A 12,032-nucleotide genomic window follows, 5' to 3' on the forward strand; every position below is an offset into this window, starting at 1 on the left:
TATCATCTGTTAAAAGGGTACGTGCCATTGAAATATATAGAAATATAAGGAATTTGAAAGATTATATTAAGTCTTTAAAATCTATTTTTCAAATGAGGACACGCCCTAGAAACGGAGATGAGCAATTGATTTGAAAACTTTTAGAATAATTTAAAGATTGTTGTATCTAAGCTTATTGTATAGCAAGCGTTGTGACCTCATGATGTCAAATGATCATTTGATTTTGAGTGCTTCTTGAGTTCATCGGAATAAAATTGTCCGCTACATCTTCTTTTCGGTTTTTTAAAAGCTGAATACTGATAAGGGGAGAGTTTTTCGACTCACTCAAATATAACTTCTATCAATTGTTTGAATTTAATTTAGAGCGCTAAAGACTAAAATCCACCATAAAATGGTGCGCCCTGCGGGACTCGAACCCACGTCGGTCGCTTAGGAGGCAACTGCTCTATCCAGTTAAGCTAAGGGCGCTAAAGTGGGAATAATGTACCTGATTTTAAAGCAAAAAAAAAGTTATTGCCGAAGCAATAACTTTTTAGTTCAACCCAAAGTTACTTAGCTTTTGGCGGGTTTGATCATTTTAAAGAAGATCAGCATCAAAACAATCCACACAGGAAGCATCAATACAGACTCTTTAAAACCTTGCGTCCACATAATGTATAGCACAGTCGCAATAAAGATCAGGACTAGATAGTTACTTACTGGTGACCAAAGTGCAGGAAATTTAGTTTGCGTTGACGTGGCTTGCATCGCTTGACGGAATTTTAAATGTGTCAAACTAATCATTGCCCAGTTCAATACCAATGCACCCACAACGATATACATTAAATGACCCAGTGCATCTTCAGGTACAAAGTAGTTCAACAATACGCAACCGAAAATGAGTAATGCCGAGAACAATACCGCAGGAATTGGTACCCCTTGTTTGTTCACTTTCAAGAAAACTTTTGGCGCATTTCCTTGTTCTGCTAAACCAAACAACATACGGCTATTTGCGTACATACCACTGTTATATACAGATAAAGCAGCGGTTAAAATAATGAAATTCAGTAAATGTGCAGCCCATTGAATACCCATTTGGCTAAAAATCATCACGAATGGACTTTTGTCCAAACCACCTAAATCTAATTGATTCCAAGGCACTAAAGACAACAGAATGGTCAATGAACCCACATAGAAAATGAGAATACGGAACACAACTTGATTGATGGCTTTAGGAATGGTTTTTTCAGGATCTTTCGCTTCTGCCGCTGCCATCCCAATCAGTTCAATTCCCCCAAAGGCGAACATCAGGAAAGCCAACATATAGAATAGACCTTCAAAGCCATTCGGGAAGAATCCACCGTGTGCCCAAAGGTTGCTAAATGAAGCCGTTGAGTTTGCGTCTGCGGTAAATAATAAATATAAACCGAATACGATCATGGAAATTACCGCAGCAACTTTAATAATTGCTAACCAGAATTCCGACTCTCCATAGAACTTTACATTACCCAAGTTAATGAGGGTAATGACAACGAAGAAGAACAGTACGGAAGCCCATGCAGGGATAAAAGGCCACCAGTAATTAATATATTTAGCGACCGCAGTAAGCTCAGTCATCGCCACTAAAATATACAGAATCCAGTAATTCCAACCAGCAAGGAAGCCTGGGAATTTGCCCCAGTATTGATAAGCAAAATGACTAAATGAACCGGCAACAGGTTCATGGACAATCATTTCCCCCAACTGACGCATAATTAAAAATGCAATTAAACCACCAATGGCATAACCTAAAATGATGGATGGACCTGCAGATTGGATAACCTGTGCGGAACCTAAGAATAAGCCTGTACCAATTGCGCCACCCATGGCGATAAGTTGGATGTGACGGTTCTTTAAGCCACGCTGAAGTTGTGAAGAGTTATTGTTCAAAGTTCTCAGCCCGACAATGAATGTATATGGATTGTAAAGGATTGATTACACTTAGCCTAGTAGATGAACGATCGGTCAAATCATTTCACTATGCGTATTTCTTTTTTTAACATATAAAATTGAATGATGAATCAATTGTTTAGATTTATTTAAAAAATGACTCTATCGTTCTACATGCTGTAAAAAAAATGATCAAACGTTGATTTTTTATACTTAAGTCCTGCAAGACAAATTTTTTTCATAAAAAGCAGTATGATGGATAAGGCTTAAATGAAGTAATCCGTTAAAAAAATGACTCAGGAAGGATAGAAGCACAATGATTTTTGCTCCTCAAATTAAAATTCCAGCGACTTATATGCGTGGCGGTACCAGTAAGGGTGTATTTTTTAAGCGCGATGATTTACCAGAAGCTGCGCAGGTGGCAGGTAAAATTCGTGATCAAATTTTACTGCGCGTCATTGGTAGTCCAGATCCGTATACAAAACAAATTGACGGGATGGGTGGAGCAACATCAAGCACCAGTAAAACCGTCATTTTAGCGAAAAGCACGCAAGCCGAGCATGATGTCGATTATTTGTTTGGCCAAGTGTCTATTGACCAGCCGTTTGTGGATTGGAGTGGTAACTGCGGTAACTTAACTGCAGCTGTGGGCTCATTTGCTATTTCGAATGGTTTGGTGGATGCAGCACGGATTCCTGAAAACGGCATTTGTACAGTACGAATCTGGCAGGTCAATATTCAAAAAACCATTATTGCCCATGTTCCTATCACCAATGGACAAGTCCAAGAAACGGGTGATTTTGAACTTGATGGTGTAACTTTTCCTGCGGCGGAAGTCCAGATTGAATTTTTAGACCCTGCGGATGATGGTGAAGATGGCGGTGCTATGTTCCCGACTGGAAATGTCGTGGATACCTTGGACGTACCTGAGATAGGCTCTTTTCCTGCGACTTTTATTAATGCAGGTATTCCGACTATTTTCTTAAATGCAGAAGATATTGGCTATACGGGGACAGAACTCCAAGAAGCGATCAATGGTGATGCTGCGGCATTAAAGCGTTTTGAAACCATTCGCGCGTATGGTGCCAAACAAATGGGATTGATTCAGGACATTTCAGAAGCGGCGACACGTCAACATACACCCAAAATAGCCTTTGTTTCTAAACCGAAAGCCTATGTGTCTTCAAGTGGTAAAGCCATTACCGAAGTGGATAGCGATTTACTGGTTCGTGCATTGTCGATGGGTAAACTGCATCATGCCATGATGGGGACGGCTGCGGTTGCCATTGGTACAGCGGCTGCTATTCCAGGGACATTGGTGAACTTGGCTGCGGGTGGTGGTGCGCGAGAAGCGGTGCGTTTTGGACATCCTTCAGGCACTTTGCGAGTGGGTGCGCAAGCTCTATTGGAAAATGGTCAGTGGCAAGTGAAAAAAGCCATTATGAGTCGCAGTGCTCGTGTACTCATGGAAGGCTGGGTACGTGTGCCTGAGGATTGTTTAAAATAAGTTATTTCTAGCACATTGTTAAAGCCCTTATCTGATTGATAGGGGCTTTTTTATTGGCTATTTCTTAAATATAAATAAGTAATTCATAAATTCATATATATTATATTTTTATAAGCTATTCACTTTATATTTGAAGGTTAGAAATACAATTTTTGATAACATTTGGCGTAGCTTTGACCTAAAAAAATGTATGTATTATGGATGCACATTCTATTCAAAATAACCTGAATATTGATACCCATGAAGTGTTAGATTCTTTGCCTTTGGCAACAGCATTACTCTCTCCTGCAGGAGATATTTTGTTTGCCAATCGCTTTTTTGCGAGTGGCTTCAATGTTTCGGTTGAGCAGATGTATTTACAAAATCTCGCACAATTTTCTGAAGCATCCTTTCAGGTGTTTAGCCAAAAAGTATTGCGTTTTAGACAAGGGCTTTCAGTCGAACCTTTTGAATATCAAGTGTTTGGTCGCTATTATTGGGTCATGTTGAAGCCAAATTATAGTGTAAATGGTGAAGTACAATCCATTTTATTATGTAGTTCAGATATTTCCAATTTAATGCACAAGCAAATCCAGTTTGAGGCAAGCCATTTAGAACTTCGGCGTATCAGTGAAAAGGACCATTTAACGGGTTTAGCGAATCGTCGTACCTTTGATTTGAAATTAAAACATTATTTACATGGCATGACGCAGCATGAAGCATCTGAACTGACCTTATTGTTAATTGATGTTGATAACTTTAAACACATTAATGATCTTTATGGGCAGAATTTGGGAGATAATGTGCTCAAAGCTTTGGCACAAACCTTATTCAATGTAAGCCCGATTGAAGTTTCACAGCATATTTATCGTATTGGCGGAGAAGAGTTTGCCATTTTGTTGCCGAACTTTTCCTTACAGCAAGGTTGTGAGCAGGCAGAAATTTATCGAAGTGCAGTGGAGATTTTAGGACAGCATTTCCGAGGTCAAATTTTGCATGAGTTGTCGATTTCAGTTGGGGTGGTGAGTACTCGGGAATTTATGTTTGCTCGCTCATTTTATGAGTTGGCAGATCAAGCCCTGTATTGTGCTAAAAAAGGGCTAAAAAACAGTGTGTATTATAGCAACCATACCGAATGTTATTCCTATTCAAAACAGCAGCGATGTCAGGACGGTGAGTCTTGTTTATAAGCGATAGGATTAAATCTTATGTGTGGAAACACATGGTCTTAGGTAAAGAATACTTTAAGTTGATTGGCTAAAATGAAGCATACAGCTTATAGCATCGCGCTTTATAAAATTAACTTGCATCAAATCTAGATCAAGGTGTATGGCAGGCTTCACATTTAGCGTACAATCACGAGCAATCCGAACTTTGATGGTCATGCAGCATCTTTGTGGCGCTGTATAGCAAAAATACTCGAGGCAAATGTGTCATCTTTAACTGACGTACAAAATAATACGTTGCATCAAGCGCAACAGCAGATTCAGCAAGATCTTCTTGCCGCATTACAGGCTTTTTCTTTGCCAGAGCCTTTAAAAAGTGCAGTGCATCATGCGGTGATGTTGGGCGGAAAACGGGTACGTCCAGCCTTATGCTACGCCACAGCAGCGATTCGTCCGAATCAAAACAGAGCAGCAGTACGCCGTGCAGCCGTAGCGGTAGAATTGATTCATTGCTATTCCTTGGCGCATGATGATTTACCTTGCATGGACAATGATCAGTTACGTCGTGGTCAACCAACCTGTCATGTCGCGTATGGGGAAGATACTGCGCTTTTAGCCGGTGATATTTTACAATCCATGGCATTTGAAGTTTTGGGGAGTCGCTTATTTGACCAAGGTGAAGCAGTTGAGCCGTCTATCGTGCTTAAGCAAATGCAAATTCTGGCGACAGCTTCTTCGAAAATGGTCTGTGGGCAGGTTTTAGATTTACAGGCTGAAGGTAAGCAAATTGATCAGCAGGCTTTAGAAACCATTCATCGTAATAAAACGGGTGCTTTAATTACTGCGGCAATTATGATGGCAGCGGTGACGATTTTTCAGGGCACGGATCCTGCAATTCCGCAATTACGTCAGTATGGGCAAAATATTGGTCTGGCTTTTCAAGTCCAAGATGACATCTTAGACATTATCGCCAATACAGAACAACTCGGTAAGACTGCGGGCAAAGATGAACAAGTCGATAAGTCGACTTATCCTGCATTGATGGGTTTAGAACCAGCCAAAGCTTATGCGCAAAATTTGCACGATCAAGCTTTTGCAGCTTTGCAGTTTTTTGAAGGACAAGCGCAAGAATTGGAGCAAATTTCTCAGTTCTTATTGGCTCGTCAGTTTTAATGATATGTATTGAACATAAGTTTTAAAGACATTTGAAATGTAAAAACGCTATATCTTTGAAGATATAGCGTTTTTTTACAGTAATTATTTAGATGCTTTGTAAAGCTCATCAGCTTGTTCAAAACGATCAGTGATGTCTTGTTCAGGCGCTTTGCTGAATAGACTGACCACAATAATCGCGATTGTTGCACAGATGAAACCTGGAATAATTTCATAAATACCGGTTGCAGCAAAGGCATTCTTCCACACAATAACCATGACTGCGCCTGTAAGCATACCTGCAAGCGCACCCGTTAAGGTCATGCGTTTCCAGAATAAAGACAAGATAATCAGTGGACCAAATGCAGCACCAAAGCCAGCCCAAGCATAAGCAACCAGTCCTAATACTTTGGCATCAGGATTACCAGCCATCCAAATGGCAAGGACAGAGACCAATAACACCATGAGGCGACCAACCCAAACCAATTCTTTTTGCGAAGCATTTTTACGTAGGAATGCTTTATAAAAGTCTTCAGTTAAGGTACTTGAACACACCAATAATTGGCAGCTCAAAGTACTCATTACAGCCGCTAAAATTGCAGCAAGCACAATCCCTGCAATCCATGGATTAAACAGAACTTTGGTTAACTCCATAAATACGGTTTCAGGGTTGGCACTGACAACAGCAGCATATTCTGGATGTTGCTGGAAAAAGGCAATACCGAAGAATCCCGCAGCGACAGCACCGCCTAAACAGAAGATCATCCATGTCATACCAATACGACGAGCATTGGGAATTGATTTCACAGAGTCCGATGCCATAAAGCGTACCAAAATATGGGGTTGACCAAAGTAGCCTAAGCCCCAAGCCATTAATGAAATGATGGCTACCATACTCAAGTCACCAAAAAGGTTCATGGCTTGTGGGCGTGCAGCTTCAAGCGCTATGGTCAGTTGTTGCGTATCCGTAAAACTCAGTACGGCAACAATAGGTGTGAGCACGAGGGCAAAAATCATTAAGGTGGCTTGAATGGTATCTGTCCAGCTAACTGCTAGGAAACCCCCAATAAATACATAGCTGATGGTTGCAATGGCACTGACCCAAAGTGCAGTTGTATAAGACATACCAAACATGTTTTCGAATAATCGTGCGCCAGCCACCATGCCAGAAGCACAGTAAATTGCGAAGAAAATTAAAATCACGCAGGCAGAGACAATACGCAGGACTTTCTTGTGGTCATTAAAACGATTGGAAAAATAGTCGGGGAGAGTCAATGCGTTGTATTGCACTTCGGTATGTACTCGTAAACGACCTGCGACCAATAGCCAGTTGAGCCAAGCACCAATAATTAAACCAATCCCAATCCACATTTCAGATAAACCTGATAAATAGATTGCACCAGGTAAGCCCATGAGTAACCAACCACTCATGTCGGATGCACCTGCCGAAAGTGCAGTCACAAAACTTCCTAGACTACGACCACCCAAGATGTAATCATCAAAATTGGTGGTTGCACGGTAAGCCATCAAACCAATAAAAACCATGGCAATGATATAAAAGAAAAAAGTGATTAAGGTCGGATTCAGTGAACTCATACGCTTATCCTTGGGAGTTAAATCACGAACTAGAATGTAGCTTTTTGCACTTGATTGTTACAAAAAGCAAACAATATCCTGAAAATAAGCGCGGGATTTAAACATAAATCCACAAAGTTTTCTGTTTTTTTTGTTCTAAAAAAAAGAATAGGCAGTCATAAACTGCCTATTTTGCTGAAATGCAAAGGAATCTCATCCGTCGGATTAATTATTACGTCCCATGACACCACGAATAGTATTTAAAATATCCGCAGGTAATACTACCGTCTTGGCATTATTCGATTTCGCCATTTCTTGCATGGCTTTGACATACTGTTCACCTAGCAGATAGGCAACAGGAATTTCTTTATCACCCACGGCTGAACTCACCATTTCAATGGCACGCTGTGAAGCTTCGGCCAAAACGACTTGAGCTTCCGCATCGCGGCGCGAAGCTTCAAGACGTCCATCGGCTTCTAAAATAGCAGCTTGTTTTTCGCCATCGGCTTTGGTGACAGTCGCACGACGTTGACGCTCGGCAGCAGCCTGTGCCTCCATGGCAGATTGCATGGTTTGTGAAGGCTGAATGTCTTGGATCTCGACTGTTTTTAAGGTAATGCCCCAATCTGCAATGTCATCAGAAATGGTTGCTTTTAGCTTGGCTTTAATATGGTCACGAGAAGAGAGTGCATCATCCAAATCCATTTCCCCAACAATTGAACGCAGTGAGGTCTGTACCAAGTTTTGAATTGCCCACGTGTAATTTTCAATCCCGTAGACTGCTTTTTCTGGCGTGGTTAAGTTAATGTATGCGACGGCATTCATCATAATAACCGCATTATCACGGGTAATCACTTCTTGTGATGGAATATCCAGCACAATATCTTTGGTGGTGACTTTGTAAGCCACTTCATCCACATATGGAATAACAAAGTTAAGACCAGGACTTAAGGTCGTATGGTATTTACCTAGACGTTGTACAATCCATTTGTAGCCTTGGGGAACAATACGAACCCCCTTAAAAATCGTGATGCCGACAAAGGCCAACAACGCAATAACAATAATAGATCCCGCTGACATAGTTTTACTCGCTTTTATTGATTGTCATGATTTGGACGATGTGGTTGTACCACAAGATCATTCCCCAGAATATCGACCACGCGTACCCGATCGCCTACATTGACGTGAGCGAGAGTGCGGCAGCTCCATTCATCGGAGCCTAAAACAGGCATTGGAAATCGTACGCGGATTTGTTCATGTTCCATATTGACTTGAATGACCATTCCGACCTGACCGATGGTCGCTTCGCGGGAAAGTCCAGCTTTGGTTTTATCAATGGAAAGCGGTTTTATGAATTTAAACCATGCGACGGTACAAAGAATGGACAGAATCATCCACAGCACCAATTGTGCTGTTGAGTCGAGGGCAGGAAAAATCCACAATAAAATACCCACCAAAATTGCACTAATCCCAAACCACAACGCTGCAAAAGCGGGAAGGATCAATTCAGACAGCATTAATAAAACACCGAGGACAAACCAGTGCCACGGTTCAAAAACAAATTCCATACATCTACTCGTGTATTGTGTTAGTGAATAGTGCTTACAAAGGCATCACTATTCACTGTAACAGATGTCTAAGATGATGAATATTAAAAAAGTGTTTATTTAAAATTTTGCTTTTGGCACAGGTTTAAATGCTGCGGGTGACTTTTTAAAGTTACTAATAGCTGTTTCAATGGCTTTAATTTTGAGTTGTGCCGCTTTTTCACCTTCAAGGATGGATGCATTGCTGGCTTTCAAGTCTAAAGTACCAACATGACCGACTTTGGGTTGAATCACAATATTGGCCTGATTCAGCTCAGTATTAATACTTTGCTGTCCCATAATGTTAATGGTTTGGTCGAGTAAGCCCCACATGTTGAGCGGTTTATTGCCGACAGGGCGGGCAGAAATATCGACCGCAATGACAATATCTGCACCCATGGCTTTTGCTGTAGTTACAGGAATAGGACTGACCAAGCCACCATCAACATATTTACTACCCCGAATAGTTGTAGGGACAAAGACATTCGGAATACTGCACGAGGCGCGTACAGCTTGACCCGCATTGCCAGAAATAAAGTCCGCCTTTTTACCATTGTCTAAGCGTGTTGCAACTGCTGCAAAGCGTATTGGGAATTTTTCAATAGGCTGATTACTTACATTTTTATTGACGTAGTTCTGTAATTTTTGCCCCAATACAATGCCTTGACTATTTAAGGTTAAATCACGTAGGTCTGACTCTTGTAATTGCAGTGCGAGCTGTTGCAATTGATAGGGGCTTTTGCCACTGGCATAGATGCTGCCGACAAAACTACCTGCACTGGTGCCTGTGACAATTTTGGGTTTAATGCCATGTGACTCTAAGACTTTGAGCACGCCAATATGGGCAAAACCTTTGGCACCACCCCCACCGAGAGCAATCGCAATTACAGGTTCTCGAGCCTTGATCGGGGTAGTGACAGGTGGTTTGGTTGCGGTTTTATCACAACCTGCGAGGGTAAAACCAAGTAAGCCAATTAAGCCATATTGAAAAAAGCGTAGCTGAGTCATTGCACTCTAAACAGGATAAAAGTTGCGCACATCAGAGCAAATTTTGACACATATTTCCAGTCACTTTTTGACGAGAGTTTGTAACGGTTTTGCCAACCATTCAGGATTTTTCGCAGAGAATTGTCCTGCATAACAGGCTAAAATTTTGGGTAAATCTTGACTAAAGTCACCACTTGGATAAAAGACACCTAAACAACGAATGGTTTTCTGATCATAATCAAAGGCAAACATGACAATTGGAATATTGGCAGCGACCGCGATACGATAAAAACCACTTTTAATGCTGGTGGCACTTTTTCGTGTACCTTCGGGTGCCATACCGACCCAAATCTGCTCTTTTGCTTGAATGATTTGAACAATTTGCTCTATTAAACCATGTGGGGAGGTGCGATTAACAGGAATCACGCCAATCCATTTTAACAGCGGTTTGAGCGGTGTTTTAAACAACGTATGTTTACCAAACACGGTAATTTGAATGCCTAAACCCAATAGTGCAGTAAAGCCATGCCAAGCATCAATATTGGAGGTGTGCGGTGAAATAATGGCAACTGCTTTAGGCAAGTCTGGAAATTCACCAGAAAACGACCAGCCTTGCGCCAGAAAAAGCTGCCGAAAAAATTGCTTGCTCAATGTGCTACCTCGTGTCGGCACATGAGGGGGGAGCACAGGGAAATATGAAGTGGACATGGGCTTGTCATCCTGACAAATATTCTTAGTTTTTCTTGATATTACGCTTTCGGAATTAGGGCTTCATTGGCAAAATGTAAGCTTCGATGTGCAAAAATGCTCACTGCGGTACATCAAGAACCCATTGTAGGATTACGGCTTATGCCTATTGCACAGAATGTTTATCTTTTGCTGTTCTCTCTATATTGGGCGCAAGGTTTGCCTGTGGGATTTATGACCCATGCACTTCCTGTCATTCTGCGTGCAGAAGGTGTCTCACTGGCGCATATTGGTGGTTTCGGCTTATTAATGTTGCCGTGGTCAATCAAAATTTTTTGGGCACCTTGGGTAGACCGTTTTGGAAATCATCAGCGTGGGCATTATCGTAGTTGGATTATTCCCACACAGTTGCTCACGGTCATTGCATTGATTGCACTGTCATTTTTACCCATTCATGCATTAGATCAACCTCAATATTTATTTTTATTTTTTATTGTCTTAATGAGTTTGAACGTTGTAGGTGCTACGCAAGATATTGCAACGGATGGTCTGGCGGTTCGCATTTTAAAATCTGAACAGCAGCACTGGGGTAACACCTTTCAAGTGATTGGTTCTCGTTTGGGGTTTATTGTCGGTGGCGGAGCCATGCTCTGGATGCTGGACTGGCTTGAGTGGCGTAGCACCTTTGGGATAATGGCGGTGATAGTTCTTCTGAATAGCTTGCCCATTTTGTTGTATCAGGAACGTTCACATCATCGGGTTCAGTATCCGACTTCAAGCTCAAGACAGCAAAAATGGAAAGCCATTATCGATTATGTCGCCTATTACCGAAGCAGCCCTGTGTTATGGCGTTGGCTCTGGGTGTTGTTGACATTTAAAGTCGCAGATGGGCTTGCTGGTCCCTTACTTAAACCATTAATGGTTGACTTGGGCTTAAGTTTTAGTCAAATAGGTTTGTATGTGACCATGTTGGGCGCAATAGCCGCTTTATGCGGGGCTGGTTTGGCAGGGGCGTTACTCAGAACGATGTGCCGTGCTCAAGCATTGTGGTTTTTTTCTTGGCTTAAAATTATGTCATTAGCGGCCTATGCTTGGTTAGCTTATCAATATGAACAGCAACAGACCGTAGCGCCTATTGTGATTTATGCCATTAATGCGGCTGAGGATTTGATTGCTGCATTGTTGTTAGTGGTGATGCTAACGGTCGTGATGCAATATAGTCGTGCTGAGTACGCAGCCACAGATTTCACCTTTCAGGTCGCTGTTATGGCAACGGTTAGTGGTGTGTTATATAGCTTGAGCGGTTTGATTGCTGATGTTTTAGGCTATACAAATTATCTATTTTTGATCATTTTTATCGCAATACTCTGCCTTGTTACAATTTTTCGATGGGTGAGGTGTGAAAAATAATGTTACAATTCAGTTGTTTAGTTATTGTTAGCCTAAAGTATTAAAACATATATATAAATAAAAAATTAATCCTTT

General features: G+C 41.4%; 10 protein-coding genes and 1 tRNA gene. 4 read left to right on the forward strand and 7 right to left on the reverse strand.

The window, feature by feature from the left end:
- Nucleotides 1-392: 392 nt before the first annotated feature.
- Both DCO44_RS15240 and DCO44_RS15245 read right to left on the reverse strand, forming a co-directional pair.
- Nucleotides 393-468: transfer RNA gene (locus DCO44_RS15240), tRNA-Arg, on the reverse strand.
- Between the two features lie 84 nt (nucleotides 469-552).
- A complete protein-coding gene (locus DCO44_RS15245) occupies nucleotides 553-1,908 on the reverse strand; it encodes an amino acid permease (RefSeq protein ID WP_116763372.1) in 1,356 nt (451 codons plus the stop codon).
- 316 nt (nucleotides 1,909-2,224) lie between these two features.
- Here DCO44_RS15245 and prpF point away from each other — a divergent pair, with 316 nt between their 5' ends.
- The 3 genes from prpF to DCO44_RS15260 all read left to right on the forward strand — a co-directional run bounded on the left by prpF (nucleotide 2,225) and on the right by DCO44_RS15260 (nucleotide 5,733).
- Nucleotides 2,225-3,415 carry a 2-methylaconitate cis-trans isomerase PrpF gene (prpF, locus tag DCO44_RS15250; RefSeq protein WP_116763374.1) on the forward strand — a complete coding sequence of 397 codons (1,191 nt, stop codon included), beginning with the start codon at nucleotides 2,225-2,227 and terminating at the stop codon, nucleotides 3,413-3,415.
- Between the two features lie 197 nt (nucleotides 3,416-3,612).
- Entirely contained in the window at nucleotides 3,613-4,584 is a 972-nt protein-coding gene (locus DCO44_RS15255; protein WP_116763376.1) for a sensor domain-containing diguanylate cyclase, read from the forward strand.
- A 240-nt stretch (nucleotides 4,585-4,824) separates the two neighbouring features.
- A complete protein-coding gene (locus DCO44_RS15260; protein ID WP_116763378.1) occupies nucleotides 4,825-5,733 on the forward strand; it encodes a polyprenyl synthetase family protein in 909 nt (302 codons plus the stop codon).
- Nucleotides 5,734-5,817: 84 nt separating this feature from the next.
- Here the strand turns inward: DCO44_RS15260 and putP are convergent, their stop codons facing one another.
- The 5 genes from putP to DCO44_RS15285 all read right to left on the reverse strand — a co-directional run bounded on the left by putP (nucleotide 5,818) and on the right by DCO44_RS15285 (nucleotide 10,568).
- A complete protein-coding gene (putP, locus tag DCO44_RS15265) occupies nucleotides 5,818-7,308 on the reverse strand; it encodes a sodium/proline symporter PutP (protein WP_116763380.1) in 1,491 nt (496 codons plus the stop codon).
- A gap of 204 nt (nucleotides 7,309-7,512) precedes the next feature.
- Nucleotides 7,513-8,367, reverse strand: a complete 855-nt coding sequence (locus DCO44_RS15270) for an SPFH domain-containing protein (protein ID WP_116763382.1) — start codon at nucleotides 8,365-8,367, stop codon at nucleotides 7,513-7,515.
- A gap of 14 nt (nucleotides 8,368-8,381) precedes the next feature.
- The gene (locus DCO44_RS15275; protein ID WP_116763384.1) at nucleotides 8,382-8,855 is read right to left on the reverse strand and encodes an NfeD family protein; all 474 of its coding nucleotides are present in this window, start codon (nucleotides 8,853-8,855) and stop codon (nucleotides 8,382-8,384) included.
- A 99-nt stretch (nucleotides 8,856-8,954) separates the two neighbouring features.
- A complete protein-coding gene (locus DCO44_RS15280) occupies nucleotides 8,955-9,881 on the reverse strand; it encodes a patatin-like phospholipase family protein (protein ID WP_116763386.1) in 927 nt (308 codons plus the stop codon).
- 60 nt (nucleotides 9,882-9,941) lie between these two features.
- Nucleotides 9,942-10,568 (reverse strand): lysophospholipid acyltransferase family protein, encoded by a 627-nt coding sequence (locus tag DCO44_RS15285; RefSeq protein WP_116763388.1) that lies wholly within the window; start codon nucleotides 10,566-10,568, stop codon nucleotides 9,942-9,944.
- A 141-nt stretch (nucleotides 10,569-10,709) separates the two neighbouring features.
- Between DCO44_RS15285 and DCO44_RS15290 the strand changes: the two genes are divergently transcribed.
- Nucleotides 10,710-11,957, forward strand: a complete 1,248-nt coding sequence (locus DCO44_RS15290; protein ID WP_116763390.1) for an MFS transporter — start codon at nucleotides 10,710-10,712, stop codon at nucleotides 11,955-11,957.
- Nucleotides 11,958-12,032 lie beyond the last annotated feature (75 nt).

Source organism: Acinetobacter sp. AM, from assembly GCF_003105055.1.
Classification (GTDB): domain Bacteria; phylum Pseudomonadota; class Gammaproteobacteria; order Pseudomonadales; family Moraxellaceae; genus Acinetobacter; species Acinetobacter tibetensis.